This window comes from Clostridium neonatale (genome assembly GCF_900465025.1).
Taxonomy (GTDB): Bacteria; Bacillota; Clostridia; order Clostridiales; family Clostridiaceae; genus Clostridium; species Clostridium neonatale.
In genome coordinates, this window is sequence record NZ_UICR01000001.1 from 1418476 (window position 1) to 1435094 (window position 16619).

A 16619-nucleotide genomic window follows, 5' to 3' on the forward strand; every position below is an offset into this window, starting at 1 on the left:
AAAATGGTTTGGGAGTAGCAAAGGATACAAATAAGGCTATGGAATGGTATCAAAAAGCAGTAGATGTAGGTTATGCTGATGCCAAAGCATCACTTGATAGAGTGAAACAGAAATAAAGAATGATAAATATTAAAGATAGAAGTTTTAGGCAGTAGTAGTATAAGAATTACTACTGCTTTTTGAAGTTTAAATAAATTAATTATTTATAATACTTATTCATTTTACAATTAGTTCTAATTTTAATACAATAAATGCGGATATTTTATATAATAAAGAAAAGGAGGTTTGCTATGGATAACGAAAAAATATTGGTAGTAGATGACGAATTACAAGACCATTTCAAAGTATTTAGTATTGAGCAGATATATGAAAATGTATGGGGCGTGAAAGCATATTAAATGCAGAAAATACGTTTCAATTCATATAAAAAATTAAGAGAGGAAATTGAGTATGACAATAAAAAACCAAAGTATATCAAAACGGTTTGAGGCGTGGGTTATAAGATTAATCAATAAACCTAGAAATCATCTTTATACTTATATTTTATTTGCAACTATAATTGCAGGTATTTTAAGTATAGTAACATGGTTAATATTGAATAATGCTTCGAATATGCTGTATTTAAGGAATTACGGCAAACGTGCTGAAGCTATTTCTAGAGAGATTACAACAATGGTAGAAAGTAAAAATCTCACATATTATCAGGCTATTGAAACTATAGATTTAACACAATATTATGAAGAAAATATTCGTCTTGTATCAAACAATGGAGAAAAGCACTCGAATGATAATAAAAGAATGAATTTCCATTCTAATGATATTCTATATATGTTTCCAATTAACTATTCTGACTCTAGTGGACAAATTTTAATTAGGCCTATGCGTAGAATGTTGGTGCCGCAGTATTATGAGTTTATAATTGTATTAATTTCAGCCTTTATATTTATGTTAACATTATTCCTTTTCATCAGAAAATCTATTAGGTATATTGAAGAAATAGATAGAAGTATTGATATTATCGCTGGAGGTAAATTGGAATATGAAATACCAATAAGGGGAAATAATGAGTTATCTCGTTTGGCAGCCAATATAAATGAAATGAGCAATTCATTAAAAGAAAGAATGGACATTGAAAAAGAGAGTGACATTAAACAACGTCAGTTAATTACTGATATTTCACATGATTTAAGGACACCACTTACAGCATTAATAGGTTATTTGGATTTATTAGAAAATCATATTTATGAAAATCAAGAAGAGGCAGATGACTTTATTCATTGTGCATCTCAAAAATGTTTTAAGCTGCAAACGCTTATTGAAGAGTTATTTACTTATAACAAGCTGATAAATAAGGATATTCCTATTTCTATTGAAAAGGATGATATAATTGAGATTGTAAAGGAAATTATAAGTGAGCAAGGGCTTAAGATAAATCTTGAGTCAAAGGAGAGAAAAGCAATTATATCAATAGATAGGAACCTAATAAATAGGATTTTTGATAATCTGTTTGATAATATTAGAAAATATGGTATCAGAAGCGAAGACGCAACTATTTATATTAAGAAGATAGATCATAAGGTTATAATTATTGTTGAAAATAGCACAGACCAGGATTTAAGCAATAAAGTAGACAATATTTTTGAACGTATGTATGTAGGTAATGAAAGTCGAACTGATAATTCCTCTGGATTAGGATTATCCATTGTTGCAGAATGTGTTAATTTAATGAATGGTTTAATATCTGCGAAATTTCAAAAACCAAGGCTGCAAATTATTATGGAATTCAATGAAGGGTAAGTTTATCCTAAATTCAGGTGGAGTATAAAACTCCACATAAAAAGTTTCACTTCATATGAAGAATTGTAGAAAAAAGCATGATAAAAATAGATTATATACAACTGGTCAATCTATGGGATGTATGACTTCTATGTATTTAAATCTTAAATATCCTAATTTATTTGCAGCATCATTATACGTTGAAGGACAATGGGATACAAGTAAAATGGGAGTGCTTGCAGATGATAAATTCTTCTACATTGTAGGAGAAGGAGACACAAAAGCATCTGTAGGAATGAAATATCTTAAAACAGTTTTTGAAAGTGAAAGAGCAAAATTTAGTACAGCTACATGGTCACAAGAAGAATTTACTGTAGCTGATTTTCTAGAGAAAAATTTAAACTTAATCTAAATTTTCGGTATATTTCAACAAAATAGTTGTATTATATTAAAAACTATGTTATTATAAATAAATAGCGGAAAGCTAACAAAATAATTAAGATAATTTAAGTTTCGTTTGGATAAATAATTTCTCATAAATTTAGAAAGTATTATCAAATCAAGATCTTTAAATTTAGGAGGAATATTTATGACAGATAAGACATTAACATGCAGAGATTGCGGAAGTGAATTCATATTTTCAGTAGGAGAACAAGAATTCTACAAAGAAAAAGGATTTGAAAATGAACCTACAAGATGTGTATCTTGCAGAAGAGCTAAGAAAGAACAAAATAGAAGATAATTTTAGATTATTACAAGGCTGTAGTTTATACTATAGTCTTTTTTGTTGTTTAAATAATGAAGGCTAATGATTATACAGAATGAGAATTTCAATTTATAATGAAAAAAAGATATTAAATTACTTATTAAGTATTAATTTAAACAATTCTTTAACATTTTAGTTATAAAATAAGATGATTTATTTTGAAGGATGGAGGATTTTATGATTAATATACTTGTAGTCGAGGATGATGTAAAATTAAATCAAATAGTATGCACATACTTAGATGACAATGGATATAAATCTAATGGATGTTTAAATCCTGTAGAGGCTTATGATTTAATGTACAATAATATATATGATTTAATTATTTCAGATATTATGATGCCTAAGGTCGATGGGTATGAATTTGCACAATCTGTAAGAGAAATAAATAGAATTATTCCAATTTTATTTATGACTGCACGTGATGATATCGCGTCAAAGAAAAAGGGATTTAGATTGGGAATAGATGACTATATGGTAAAGCTAGTACTTAGAGTAGATGCATTACTTAGAAGAGCTAATATAGCTAATGAAAAGAAAATAATTGTTGGCAGGCTTACAATGGACGCTGATGAAATGACGGCTACTATAAATGATGAAGAAATCCCAGTTACAGTTAGGGAATTTAATATTTTATATAAGTTGCTCTCCTACCCAAAACATACCTTTTCTAGACAGCAGCTTATGAATGAATTTTGGGGGCTAGAAAGTAATACAAGTTTAAGAGCTGTTGATGTGTACATTACAAAGCTAAGAGATAAATTCTCTATGTGTGAAGAGTTTAAAATCATAACAGTTCATGGACTTGGATATAAGGCGATACTCACATGAAGATAATAGAAGAAAAAAATAAAAAGAAGGATAAAAGAGTAAATGCCAAACATGTGGTTTGGAAAGAGTATATAGCTGTTTATTTCACCCTATTAGTATTAAGTACAGCTCAATCTCTTATTTATAACGCTCATTTGGAGAAAGAAAATCGTTTTGTTACAGAAGTTCCTTCTGGATATATAATTTCCTATGTAAGCTATTGGGCTTTGGTATCATTAATATTTTGTGTAATAACGGTTGTTAAGAGGGATAAGTCATTTAAAGCATCAACAGTAGCATATATAGTGGGAGTGATTGGCACAGCTTTTATGGCTTTATCAGTATTTGCTTATGATGGAAATAAGATTTTTCTTTCTATATTATTTTCAATACAGGGAATATTAGGTTGGATTATACCATATATTTGTTATGTCTATATTAAAAAGAAGAAGACTATAAAAATAAATCCATTAATAGATAAGCAATATGAAATTATCTATAAAACTTGTGAAAATGGAAATAGCTTATTATAAAGGATTATCTAGAGTAGTATGAAGAAGGACATTAGTAAAATAGTACATAATGATAAGCCCTGTAATATTGAAATTACAGGGCTTTATATTTAAAAAGTTTTTTATATTGTGAAAGATAACTACGAAAAGATATCAGTATCTATTTTATGTGAATATCTAAGAAAGAAAACCGATGAATCCATAGATAATTCCAATGTTTATAAAGTCTATAAATAATGACCCTACTATTGGTACTACGAAGAATGCAGTTCTTGAATATACATATTTTTCAGTAACTGAATTCATATTTGCCATTGCATTTGATGTAGATCCCATTGCAAATCCAGTTAAACCTGCCACCATTACGGCTGAATCATAATTCTTGCCCATTAATGGATAAGATACAAAGATACCATAAAGGTACATCATTATACATTGAGCTAAAAGTAAAATTAGCATTGGAAGTGCCAAGTCTATTAAATGCCAAAGCTTTAATGTTATAAGTGCCATACCAAGGAATAAATTTAATGACACTTCTCCAACTACTTCAATTTCTTCTAATGGAGTTTTAAAAAGAGTTGAGTTGTCTGAAATATTCCTTATAACAGCTGCCACAAGCATTGCTCCTATATATGCAGGAAAAGTTACTCCATTAAATAGATGCCCAACGAATGTATTTAAAGCATCAGTTAAATAAGTTCCAAGAGCCATAGCTATTAATATTTGGAAGAAAGCCATTTTAATTTTATTAGTATCCAGTGTAGTTTTCTTAGTTTCTATAATTGATAAATCAAACTCAACCTCATCAGATGGTTGAAGCCTTTTTTTATTTACGAGATCATCTTTAATGATAAGACGATTGGCCATAGGACTACCTAGTAACGAACCTGCAATAAGTCCAAATGTTGCAGCTGTTAAAGCTACTGTTAGAGCCTCAGGATATCCAAGGACTTCAATACTAGGCGCTACAGCTGCTGATGTACCGTGTCCACCAGTTAGAGAAGGGGATGCGGTAAGTAGTGCTAGAAGTGGGCTGATTCCGACAACTTCAGCAAGACCAACAGCCAATACATTTTGAAGTATGGCAAAAACCGTTGCTATAAGTAGAAACATGAGTATTTTTTTACCACCGATTCTAAGCATCTTCAAACTGGCATTAAATCCAACAGTACAGAAAAACATAATCTGGAAAAAGTTTTGTAGTGTTGTATCGAATTCAAATAAAACAATATTACTCTGTCTGAGAATCATATGTATAATTGAAAACATAAGTCCTCCAATTACGGGTGAAGGTATTGCGTATCTTGAAAATAAAGGTACAGCATTTTTAACTGCCTTTCCAAGTAAAAGGAAAATGACAGCTAGTCCTATAGATTGAATCATGTTAAGTTGAATTGTCATTTAAAATCCTCCTAAAAGCTACAAAAAAATATTTTTGCATTTATCATTAGTAACTTGAAATTTTAACCTAGTAGTTAAAACTAAGTAGGCATTTCATTTTCAGAATTATATTATTAATATGAATAATATAATTCTATCGTATCATCTTAGATATACTTAGATTGTTAATTCATAAAATAGATATTATGTATGATAATTTATTTTGAATGCAAAGTCAATTAAATTTAGCTTTAGTACATTTGCTCTTGTATTTTCATTCTAAAGATTTTTCGTAATTCGTAAATTGTAGAGAAGAGAATTAATAGCAAATAATCTAATTTTTCGATATATTTCAACAAAAGTGGTTGCATTATATTAAAAATTATGTTATTATAAATGAGTAGCAAAAAGCTAACAAAATAAAAAGATAATTTAAGTTTCGTTTGGATAAATAATTTCTCATAAATTTAGAAAGTATTATCAAATCAGGATCTTTAAATTTAGGAGGAATATTTATGACAGATAAGACATTAACATGTAGAGATTGCGGAAGTGAATTCATATTTTCAGTAGGAGAACAAGAGTTCTACAAAGAAAAAGGATTCGAAAATGAGCCAACAAGATGTGTATCTTGTAGAAGAGCTAAGAAAGAACAAAATAGAAGATAATTTTAGAATGTTATAAGGCTGTAGTTTAAACTATAGCTTTTTTGTTTTATAAAAAATTATCTATAGAATTGGATATAAAAAGAGAGGGCAACCTTAATGTTGTTCCCTCTGAATCTCTGCTCGCAAATTGAAATTTAATGAATAAATTTTCCTAAAAAATTTATAATTTCTTTTTTACCAATTGGATTACTATGACCAACTACTGCTATTTGAAAATCAATTTGAGTGAGTGCATCATATAATTGCTTTGTTTTTTCTGTATCTCTATAATGATTATTATAAAAGTCGTCATTATAGAGATCTCCTATAAAAATCACTTTTTCTTCTGGAATAAAAATTACAACTGAATCATCACTATGTGCCGACGATAAGTGCAAACATTGGCAAGTGATTTTTCCACAGTCAATGACAATTTTGTCTTTAAACGTACGATCAGCGGTTATTACCTTTATATCCTCTAAAGGGCTGTATTCCACACGGATATGCTCATCAGCAAATGCTATTTCCTCTCCATCAATAAGTCTTTGCTTCATTGCTCCATCACTCCACATCCATGAGGAAAGTCTATGTAATTCTTCATTTGTTTTATAATGAGCAATGGTTTCTGCATCAAGAGCATGCATCCCAAATGTATGATCCCAATGCCAATGTGTGATAATACAATATTTAGGCCTTTTGAATCCGTTTTTCTCCAATGCATAATTATAATCTTTAACATGATTTTCTGAATTTCCAGCATCAATCATGACTGAGCATTTATCACCTAAAATATATCCTAATACTGGACGATCAGATTTTGAATCACTTTCTGTATAATAAATACGTTCTGTTAATTTTTTTAGTTCCATAAGTTTTCCTTTCAAATTTCCATATTTGGACCAGTCTTCTGAATAGAAAACTGGAATTTTATTGATTAAATATTTAACCATTATAACAAATATATGTCCTACAATCCTTTTTAGGAAAGTTAATGATTGCTCTGCTTCATTTAGATTTAAGCAGTATTATGGATTTATTTAGTTTACCATTTGTTTTATAAAATTGAAATATACTCCTAGATATTTCAATTGCTATTTTTTTTATGAATGTTCTGCATATAAAAACAATATAAAATTGGAATTAAGCACAAAGGAATATTTAATTTTGTAGTTAGAATTCAGTAAGCGAATTAGCTAATATTATGAGTATTAGACTTGATAAAATAGTTTTTTTTATTACTTAAAAGATTTAATGCCTAGAAGGTTTTTATTATTAAATTGCATATAATAAAAAATTTATGGTAATATAAATTAAAGTTATACAAATGTAAAGATATAGGTGTTAAAGGAGAAGAGCATGGATAAAGTGAAGATTTTTAAAGCGCTAGGAAATGAAACTAGATTAAATATATTATTATGGTTAAAAGAACCTCAAAAAAATTTTGAGCCTCAGATACATTTATCAATAATGGATGATTTTCAAGAAGGTGTATGTGTAGGAACCATAAGAAAAAAAGCCGGATTAAGTCAATCAACTATATCAGGTTTTTTATCAATACTAGAAGAGGCAGAGCTTGTAGAATCAAGAAATATTGGGCAATATACTTATTTTAGAAGAAATGAGAAAACAATTAAGGAAATTGCAGAATGGATGAAAATTGAATTATAGAGATTAAAAAGATAGTAATAAATAATTAGCTCAATTTATTTATTACTATCTTTTTATATTTATATTGCAATTATAATATAAATATGTTAATCTGTTAAAAACGATTTAGTTAATAGGTAAATATAGATTAATTAAATCGATAATTATAGATTTAAATTTTGTGATTTGGTATATTAGTTAATTAATGGCAATAAGATATTGTATTATGCTTAATAAACTTTTGAACCAATTAAAATAGAAAAACTTGAAATTGATAATGTAGGTTAATTAGAAAATTAGGAGTGTGGAGTTATGAAAAAATTATTTAATGAATTTACTATTAAAAATGTAAAAATGAAGAATCGTATTTGTATACCTCCAATGGTAATTGGATTTAGCAATGATGGATCTGTAGCACCTGAAAATGTTGAACGTTATAAGAAGCTAGCCCAAGGGGGAGCTGGACTAATAATTCAAGAAGCTACATGTGTAAATAGTGATGGGAAATTATCAGAACATCAGCTTGGAATATGGGCAGATGACCAAATTGAAGGATTAAAGAGCATAGTTGATGTAGTTCATGAAGAAAACTGTCCAATATTTATTCAAATTCATCATGCAGGAGTTGTTGGAATATCAGAAAATCCAATATGTCCAAGTTCCTATGAATATAAAAACCATGTAAGAACTGTTGTTGGTCGAGAAATGACTATAGAAGATATAAAATCTATACAAAATGATTATGTTGAAGCTGCAAGAAGAGCTTATGAAGCAGGATATGACGGAATTGAACTTCATGGATGCCACGGTTATTTAATAAGTCAGTTTTTAGATAAGAAGGTAAATAAAAGAACTGACGAATATGGAACTAACCCTGAAAAATTTGTAATAGAAATATTAGAAGGTATTAGAAAAATAACTCCAAAAGAATTTGTTGTTGGAATACGCCTTGGAGGATTTGAACCAACTATAGAAGATGGATTACATTATGCCAAAATATTAGATAAAAATGGAATAGACTTCCTTGATATTTCTTATGGATTCGGTAGTGAGCAAGAAATTCATGTAGATGAAGGCTATAAATTCTCTAATGCTGTTTATGCAGCTGAAAAAATTAAGAAAGAAGTTTCTGCTCCAGTATTTGCAGTTAATGGAATTTATTCAGCTGAAACTGCTGAAAACATATTAAATGAAACAAATGTGGACATGGTGGATATTGCTAAGGGAGCTCTTATTAATCCTAATTGGGCAAATGACGCTAAAGAAGGTAAAGATACTGGTAAATGCTTAAGCTGTGCAAAATGTATGTGGTTTGGTCAATCTAAGGTTTGCGCAGGAAAAGTTATATTTGAAAGAAATAAGGCAGTGTAATTTAACACTATTATTGATAGAAAGCTTCAAAATATGCACCTAATACTTTAATTACAGGTATTAGGTGCATATTTGAAGCAGTACAGTGACAATATAGATGTAATTTAGTTCTGGGATTAACATAAGGTTCAATGTTACAATCTTTTTTTATTTTTAATATTTAGAAAGGTGTACAAATTTTCAGCTGGAGTTGAAATTCATGAAGCTAATGGATATATTGTGGCACAATTTTTATCAAAATCAACTAATAAACTGAGATTTTCTATTGTACTAGATGTATGCAAAAGTGTATAGGAGGTACTAAATGTGAAACAGCTAATACTGGTGTATCGTGCATGATTAATCCTTTTAACGAAAAGAAAGATTCTGGAAAATTAAATAATACACTGTATATAATTAAACTACAAAAGGCAGATGTTATAGTTATTGAATAAGAGTAGCTATTGTAATATAATAAAAGACCATAAACAAATGAGGAGGAATTTTACATGGTAAATAAAATCGGTAAGATAACAATATATGTTAATAATCAAGATGAGGCTAAGAAGTTTTGGATTGAAAAGATGGGCTTTGTAGTTAAATTTGAACAAGAAATGGGACCAGGAATTAAGTGGATAGAAGTAGGACCAAGTGAAAGTGAATTTACTACTTTTGTATTATATAATAAGAGTATGATGGAATCACAAAACCCAGCTGCAAATGTTGGTCATCCGTCAATATTATTAAGTACTACTGATATAGATAAGACTTATTCTGAACTAAAAGATAATGGTGTTGAATTAGGAAAATTAATGGAAATGCCATATGGAAGGATGTTTTCATTTAACGATAATGAAGGAAATGCATACTTAATAAGAGAAGATAAATAATTAAATATAAAACTTTAGGGGAGAACTTAGGCAAGTTGTCCTCTTTGCATCTAAGGTATTATAAATTAATAAAGTAAGCAGAAGAGGATAGTGGAATGAAAAGAAAAATAATATTAAATTTAGCTATGAGTATAGATGGATATATTGCAAATGAAGATGGTGGATTTGACTGGATAGTTGGAGATGGTGATGAAAGTTTAGATACACAAAACAAATGGAATTATGAGAAATTTCTTGAAGGCATAGATACTGTTGTTATGGGAAAGAAATGTTATGATCAAGGTTTTGTTGATGATTTTAAGGATAAAAAGGTGTATATAGCAACATCAAAAGAATTAGAAGATTATGATAATTTTCATTTCATAAATGGAAATATATGCACAATCATAGAAGAAGAAAGAAAGAAAGAAGGAAAGGATATATTTCTATTTGGTGGAGGAGTACTTGTAGACAGTTTTCTTAAGGCTGATATTATTGATGAGTATATTATTGGAATAATTCCAACAATATTAGGAAGAGGAAGACCATTGTTTTTGGGGGGAACTCCTAAAATAGACCTACATTTACAAGAGTATGTATCAGATAAGGGTATTATAATACTTAGATATTCAAAAAGATAATATTAAAAATAGAGTATTTTCCCAGATTATGTTTTTAGGTAAATACTCTTAATTTATATTGTTTAATAAAAACTAATAAGTTTATAGGCTTCTTAAAAAATCAGCAACTATAGTTTTTGATTTTAAATTTTCTGGTGCACATAAAAATTGATGTTCAAGTAAATTACAAGCAGAATTTGTAAATGAAGCATCACTACACATTTTAACTTGAGATATATAATTGTCATCAAAAATAATAAGACGTTCATTTTTTTTGCACCAGCAATGAACAGATGGCGCAGAAGGGATTAAAGTAGTTGGGCACAGACATATATTGAATTTTTCATTTGATAATAAATAATCTGCTAACTCTTTCATATGTCTTTTAAATTGACTATTTGAAACAACTAATTTAGGAAATTGATTAAGTGCTTCTCTATAAACTATAGTATCCATATCAGCCATTTTAATTAGTGAATCAATTGGATAAAAATGTTTTCTTTCATTTTTGTAATAGTGATCTTTAATATACTGGTTAATTTTTTTAAATAGATCAAATTCCTTTTTTATAGTATCTTTAGATTGGATAGAATTGCAAAGTATTTCATAAAATAAATCCTCACTAATAGTTGGATAAATTGTAGGTATTTTATCGTAGTAGTATATTGTATGATGGTTAGCAAATATTTCATTAGCTTGGATATTTATTTGACGAAATAAAGTATCATACAAAGTATAAGCATTCAATTTATATAATGTTGGTTTTGCTTTTGATATAATGTCCTCTGCAATTTTAGTATAAAAATCAATGCTGACCGGATCAAAAAATATTGCCCCATAAGAATATAAATTTCGTTCCTCACAGTGATAGATAGATAAAAATATTTTCCTATCTTCTATAATATGGAAAGAAGTTTTTTTAGAGTCATAATTAGATGAATTCATATATGATAAAATACTACAGTTTTTATGAAAAATCAGTGATGATAAATATATAAATAATTTTGAACTATTGCCTATAGTATAAGCAAGTCTTAATTTACATCCCATATTCAAAAGAGTTAACACTTTTTCAAGCCACTTATTTCTAAAATTATCATAATCCATTAATAAGTCCAATGTATCATTAAATATAAATATAAGTTTTTGAGGTATTCCATCGTTAATTACTGAATCTAACATATTTAGTATTCCAAGAAGCATATTTTCTTCGCTGGAATATATTGGTACAGAAGCGCTATAAATAGAATTGGGAGCTATAGTTTCATTTGTTTTTGAGATTTTATTATCATTATTATCATTTAAAATATAATTTTTTAAATGATTCATTAAATAAAGGTTATGATTAACTTCATTATTTAGATCAGGATAAATTGATGATAATAAATTCTCAAGTAATTTTGCATTTAATGTTTCATTTTTAAGAATTAAAAATTCTAGAGCTTTATCAAAATAATCACTATTAATTGATATTGTTCTTGTCCCATTTTTCCATTTACTTACTAATGTTCGATCAACATTTAAATATTCAGCCATTTGCGAAGGCGATATTTTTAGAAGATTTAATAAATAACTGAATTTATTATTACTCATATATTAGTCCTCCGTTTATAAAATGTCACTGTGACAAAAAGTGAAATGTTTACATTAAATCTTTTAAAATTCAATTTATTTTATTATAATAATCCAGGTAAGTCAAAGGTTTTATAGCGCTATATAAATAAAATTAAAAAAGAGTTTAAAAATGTGAAAAATGAAAATACAATTCGACAATATTTGACTTTAGTGAGGAGTGGAGATAATATAATTTAGCTTAAATTAAGATATAGCATAAATATTTGAATTTTATTAATGGCTAAGATTACTAATGAAATATTTAAAGCTATATAATAGGGAGAATCTATAAAAATAAGAATAGAAAATATATAGAAGAAAATCATGACAGTATTACTTCTATATACCGAATAAGGTAATCTTTCAACTAAGAGAATTGAGAAGTAAAATGGGAAAATAGTAATAAGAGAATTGAGAAGTAAAATGGGAAAATAATATCAATATCAATAAATATTTGTAATATGATTTTATTTAAAAGATGATTATTAAAATATTATATTAAGTAAACCTAAGTAAGAACTAGATTTTGAAATAACTGAAGGGGATATATAAATTAATGAAATAGATAAAAAGCAAATGTAGTATTAAACCTAAAGAAATAGGGTTTTATGAAAAAATAGATAACTAATATGGGAAGATAAAGTTTACTAGTACTTATTAATCTTAATATAGATATAATAAAGATATACATTATTAATAAATTATCTTAAAGAGAGTGTAAAAACTCAAAATATCATGCATGTTATTTATGTATATGAAAAGAAAATATGAATTTAATTCATAGATGGCTTAGGGAATAAAGAAGAGCTTAGTATATCAAATAATTTGGGGATTAAGTTCTTCAAGGGGATTATTTTTTGAAGCCAGTAAATAGTTATGATGTAAAGTATTCATATGATATTGTATTATGGACAAATAATAATTATAAATTATTTGTAGGGGAAATATGGGGGATTGGAATTTTTATAATATAAAATAAGAAGTTAAAAGGATACTTATTAATGTTGAGGTGACCCCAAAAAGTTAGACTTTTTAAGCGTAGCAGTTTTAATGGCTGCTACGCTATTTTTATGCAGCCAAGAGGTTGAGCCTGTATTCTACGGGACTCATCCATCCTAGTTTCTCTTTAATTCTTTGTTCATTGTAGTACTTGATGTATTGTTCTATTGCCTCTTTGAGTTCATCATAACTGTAGTAAACAACGCCGTAGTACATTTCCTGTTTCATTATTCCAAAGAAGTTCTCCATTACTGAATTGTCATGGCAGTTGCCCTTTCGGGACATACTTTGAAAAATTCGATTTTCTTTAAGAGTGTGTACATAAGCTTTCATTTGGTAAGCCCAACCTTGATCAGAATGAAAAGTTCTTCTGTATGGACAATCAGCTGTGATTTCAATTGCCTGGTTTAGTGCTCCCATGATATTGGCCGCTGACGGATGTTGAGATATTCCATAGCTTAAGATTTCTCTATTACACATATCCATGAATGGATCTAAGTATAGTTTCTTTATTATCATTCGTCCCTTATCATCAACCTCATAATACTTAAACTCAGTAGTATCTGTTGTGATTTTCTGATGAGGAATCTGTGTGTCAAAACGTCTATGAATTCTGTTAGGAGCAACCTTTCCAACTTTACCCTTGTATGAACTATACTTACGACTCTTTCTTGTAAAGGAAGTCACCTGAAGATTAAGCTTTTGCATAATTCTCTGAACTTTCTTTTTATTTATAAGTATTCCTTGTTTACGTAGTGCTCCGTATACACGTCGATAACCCCAATCTTTATTAATACTACGTATTTCAAGGATCTTTTCTTCTAGTTCTTTATTAGGATTTTCTCTATTAAATCGCTTTTGCCAATACATGTATGTCGCTTTTGGAAAGCCTACAACTGCGAGAATATCTTTTAATTTGAATTCTCCTCGGAGGCTGTGGATGATTCTCGCTGTTTTTTCAGAAGAGCTTCCTCCTCTAAACGCAGCCTCCTCAGTTCTTTTAAATATGCGTTCTCAATTTTGAGCTTGAGCAATTCATCTTCAAGCTGTTTTACATGTTCAGCAGTAGTGTCAACTGAAACAATTTCGGCGGATTCTGTTTTACTAGACAATTTATTTGATGATTCCAACGATATCTTTCGTCCCTTCTTCTTCGGCCGCAAAGCATCAGGACCAGCAATTCTAAAATCATTTACCCACTTAACTATTTGCGTTGGATTATGTATCCTTTCTTGAAGGGCTAACTCCTGATATGAGACCTCACTTGTTAGATATAATTCTACTACATGAAGTTTATATTCGAAAGTAAAAGATTCATTTTTTCTTGAACGCATCAACGCTTCATCGCCTAATGTACGGTAATTATCAACCCATAATTTAACCTTGCTTGGAGAAGGAATACCAAACTCTTTCGCAAGAAATTTATAACCACCTTTACCATCCAAATACGCTTGAACAACTTCTTTTTTGAATTCATAACTATATTTTGCCAAAAAACCGACCTCCAAATCATTAGATTTTTGGTCTAACTTTTTGGTGTCGGTTCATGTAAAATTCCTTTTTAACTTCTTATTTTATTTTAGTAAAAAGTGTAGAACCTAAGGTGATACGATATGTATCTTACATACTAAATAAGTATGATTACGACTTTAAAATATATTAAAAGTTGTTACTCTTATCAGTTAGAAAGTACAAAGTAACTCATAAAAATGTTTTTTAAAAATTTGATAATAGAGTATTTAATTCAAAGAAGACCGTATTATCCAAAAAGAATATGCGGTGTTTTTTATTTAAGAATATGTAAATCTGTAAAGCCATTAATAAAAATAATATTCTTAGAAAATTGAATAGTGTGGTACTTATGCAAATGTTATACTTTACTAAGTTATAAACTTCAGATTTAATAGACTAGTAAATTTGAAATTTATGGAGGATAATAAAATGGCAGATTTTTCATTGGAAGCTTTGCTTTGGATGAAAATGGAAATTTAAGTTGCTCTTATTGTAGTCAATTTTAGCAAAAAAAGAGTAAATCGAATAAAAAACGATGGTGATGGCTTAATTAAACCGTAAATAGTATTTTTAGTATCATTACCTAATATAATTATTGGAAAAGTCTGCTATAAATAATAAGAATATTTAAGATAAGAGAATTGAAATAATTATATATTTAAAAGATAAATTAATTAAGAACGAAAATATGAGGTAAATATAGTGCATAAAGGGACGCGATTAGAAAAAAGAAACCGAATAAAGATTAGCAATATTCATGACTTTAAATCTTCGTTAAGAAAAGAAGGTTATAAAATAAGTGAATATGATGAAGAAGATATTACAGAAAAAATTGCAAAAACTTTTAACCTTGATAAAAGTGTGGCTGAAAGATTAAAGGTATGTATTAATGATAATGAAATCACATATAAAGCAAATGACATAGATGATTTTATTGATTATATAGAAAAAATAGTATTGTTTGAAGAGGAACACAATAAATTATGTGAAAAAATGAATGAAGTTAAAAAACTTCATATAGATAGAGTTGAATATGAAAGAGAGCCAGGCGTTCAAGACAACGTTAAACATATGCTGGAAGTTATAAAAAAAACAAAAAATAATATATGTAGAGCAATAAATACAGAAGAAAAAGCAAGGTTAAAAGAGCTAGAAATAGAAATTGATAAGAATTATATTTATGCAAAAGATATTGAACTTTTGAAAAAGATGATTTTTCTTAAAAAAGAAGATGTAAAAGAAGAATATAATGATAAAACAAGAACAAAAACAATATCCATAGAAATACCTGAAAACATAAAGTGTGAATATATTAAAGCAAAAGAAGGTAGTGTAGAATATCATGATCATTTAAATAACAATATTCCAAGAATAAAGCGTTTAAGAAAAAACATAAATAAGTATATGAAAAATGATGAAAATGAAAAGAAATCATTTAAAATAGATCAAAGTAAAGCACTTCAGGATTCTATAAATATAGCAGTAGCAATGTATGATAATAAAGAGTTTAAGGCAATAAGCGGAAGTAATGATATAGAGGATTATTGCAAAGCGCCACCATTTAAAGAAGCAATATTTAAAAGCAGTAAAGTCAATAAATTAGGAAAGTTAGGCATTGGATATAATAGGGTTAATGATAGTGAAAAGAAGATATTAGAGGAAATACATAAGCAGATAGAAGAAAAAGAGTTGAATGATTATGGAAAACTTACTTTGTATAGCAAGTGGGAACCATGTCCAAGTTGCTATTTTGTAATCAGTCAGTTTTGTGAAAAGCATCCAAAGATAAGTGTTGAAGTTAAGTATAACAAAAAGTATGGGGAAGGAGTTAGCAGAGATTAGATTATAGTTACTAAATTAAAATTAATCACTTGGAAATTTTATGTCTACTGTAGAAGTCAAATTGAATTACTCAATATTAATTTGCTTCTTATTATATGGGTATAGAATACTAAGTATTTACATATTATTAGTGGTATAATAAAGTATAGCAAAAATAAACTGTGAGAAAATATTTATTATTTAAAATAAATATAAGGGATTGAAATATAGATATTTAATGTTATAAGAAAAAATATTCACTTATGTATATGCAGGCTTATTATATTAAAAATTAT

General features: G+C 28.0%; 15 protein-coding genes and 1 pseudogene. 12 read left to right on the forward strand and 4 right to left on the reverse strand.

The features are described from left to right. Positions 1 to 5 precede the first annotated feature (5 nt). The 6 genes and pseudogenes from CNEONATNEC86_RS21915 to CNEONATNEC86_RS06410 all read left to right on the forward strand — a co-directional run. A pseudogene (locus tag CNEONATNEC86_RS21915) lies at positions 6 to 116 on the forward strand (hypothetical protein); the annotation flags it as partial. Between the two features lie 334 nt (positions 117 to 450). After that, a complete protein-coding gene (locus CNEONATNEC86_RS06390; protein ID WP_159135714.1) occupies positions 451 to 1797 on the forward strand; it encodes a HAMP domain-containing sensor histidine kinase in 1347 nt (448 codons plus the stop codon). Positions 1798 to 1852: 55 nt separating this feature from the next. Beyond that, complete coding sequence (locus CNEONATNEC86_RS06395) at positions 1853 to 2188, forward strand: hypothetical protein (protein ID WP_159135715.1); 336 nt, start codon at positions 1853 to 1855, stop codon at positions 2186 to 2188. A 177-nt stretch (positions 2189 to 2365) separates the two neighbouring features. Next, positions 2366 to 2518, forward strand: coding sequence for a zinc-ribbon domain-containing protein (locus tag CNEONATNEC86_RS06400; RefSeq protein WP_058293307.1), 153 nt, complete (start codon positions 2366 to 2368; stop codon positions 2516 to 2518). Positions 2519 to 2719: 201 nt separating this feature from the next. After that, positions 2720 to 3373 carry a response regulator transcription factor gene (locus CNEONATNEC86_RS06405; RefSeq protein ID WP_159115879.1) on the forward strand — a complete coding sequence of 218 codons (654 nt, stop codon included), beginning with the start codon at positions 2720 to 2722 and terminating at the stop codon, positions 3371 to 3373. Then, complete coding sequence (locus CNEONATNEC86_RS06410; RefSeq protein WP_058294444.1) at positions 3370 to 3885, forward strand: hypothetical protein; 516 nt, start codon at positions 3370 to 3372, stop codon at positions 3883 to 3885. Before CNEONATNEC86_RS06405 ends, CNEONATNEC86_RS06410 begins: the two co-directional genes overlap by 4 nt. Positions 3886 to 4041: 156 nt before the next feature. Here the strand turns inward: CNEONATNEC86_RS06410 and gltS are convergent, their stop codons facing one another. Then, positions 4042 to 5265, reverse strand: coding sequence for a sodium/glutamate symporter (gltS, locus tag CNEONATNEC86_RS06415; protein WP_058294445.1), 1224 nt, complete (start codon positions 5263 to 5265; stop codon positions 4042 to 4044). Positions 5266 to 5759: 494 nt separating this feature from the next. Here gltS and CNEONATNEC86_RS06420 point away from each other — a divergent pair, with 494 nt between their 5' ends. After that, complete coding sequence (locus CNEONATNEC86_RS06420) at positions 5760 to 5912, forward strand: zinc-ribbon domain-containing protein (RefSeq protein ID WP_058293307.1); 153 nt, start codon at positions 5760 to 5762, stop codon at positions 5910 to 5912. 134 nt (positions 5913 to 6046) lie between these two features. Here CNEONATNEC86_RS06420 and CNEONATNEC86_RS06425 read toward each other — a convergent pair whose 3' ends face one another. Then, on the reverse strand, positions 6047 to 6760 hold the full coding sequence (locus CNEONATNEC86_RS06425) for an MBL fold metallo-hydrolase (protein WP_125149212.1): 714 nt from the start codon (positions 6758 to 6760) through the stop codon (positions 6047 to 6049). 487 nt (positions 6761 to 7247) lie between these two features. Here CNEONATNEC86_RS06425 and CNEONATNEC86_RS06430 point away from each other — a divergent pair, with 487 nt between their 5' ends. The 4 genes from CNEONATNEC86_RS06430 to CNEONATNEC86_RS06445 all read left to right on the forward strand — a co-directional run bounded on the left by CNEONATNEC86_RS06430 (position 7248) and on the right by CNEONATNEC86_RS06445 (position 10398). Beyond that, positions 7248 to 7559 carry an ArsR/SmtB family transcription factor gene (locus CNEONATNEC86_RS06430; RefSeq protein ID WP_058294447.1) on the forward strand — a complete coding sequence of 104 codons (312 nt, stop codon included), beginning with the start codon at positions 7248 to 7250 and terminating at the stop codon, positions 7557 to 7559. Positions 7560 to 7850: 291 nt separating this feature from the next. Then, positions 7851 to 8909 (forward strand): oxidoreductase, encoded by a 1059-nt coding sequence (locus CNEONATNEC86_RS06435; protein WP_058294448.1) that lies wholly within the window; start codon positions 7851 to 7853, stop codon positions 8907 to 8909. Between the two features lie 488 nt (positions 8910 to 9397). Beyond that, on the forward strand, positions 9398 to 9778 hold the full coding sequence (locus CNEONATNEC86_RS06440; protein ID WP_058294449.1) for a VOC family protein: 381 nt from the start codon (positions 9398 to 9400) through the stop codon (positions 9776 to 9778). Between the two features lie 95 nt (positions 9779 to 9873). Continuing rightward, complete coding sequence (locus tag CNEONATNEC86_RS06445) at positions 9874 to 10398, forward strand: dihydrofolate reductase family protein (RefSeq protein ID WP_058294450.1); 525 nt, start codon at positions 9874 to 9876, stop codon at positions 10396 to 10398. 81 nt (positions 10399 to 10479) lie between these two features. Here CNEONATNEC86_RS06445 and CNEONATNEC86_RS06450 read toward each other — a convergent pair whose 3' ends face one another. Together CNEONATNEC86_RS06450 and CNEONATNEC86_RS06455 are read right to left on the reverse strand one after the other, a co-directional pair. After that, positions 10480 to 11970 (reverse strand): helix-turn-helix domain-containing protein, encoded by a 1491-nt coding sequence (locus CNEONATNEC86_RS06450; RefSeq protein WP_159135716.1) that lies wholly within the window; start codon positions 11968 to 11970, stop codon positions 10480 to 10482. A 1089-nt stretch (positions 11971 to 13059) separates the two neighbouring features. Beyond that, positions 13060 to 14483 (reverse strand): IS3 family transposase gene (locus CNEONATNEC86_RS06455; protein WP_230132317.1). Its coding sequence is split into 2 segments (ribosomal slippage): positions 13060 to 13994 and positions 13994 to 14483, totalling 1425 coding nucleotides; the frame shifts between segments, so codons are not numbered across the junction. Positions 14484 to 15204: 721 nt separating this feature from the next. Between CNEONATNEC86_RS06455 and CNEONATNEC86_RS06460 the strand changes: the two genes are divergently transcribed. After that, positions 15205 to 16344: a deaminase domain-containing protein gene (locus CNEONATNEC86_RS06460; RefSeq protein ID WP_410746161.1), complete on the forward strand. Its 1140-nt coding sequence runs from the start codon at positions 15205 to 15207 to the stop codon at positions 16342 to 16344. Positions 16345 to 16619 lie beyond the last annotated feature (275 nt).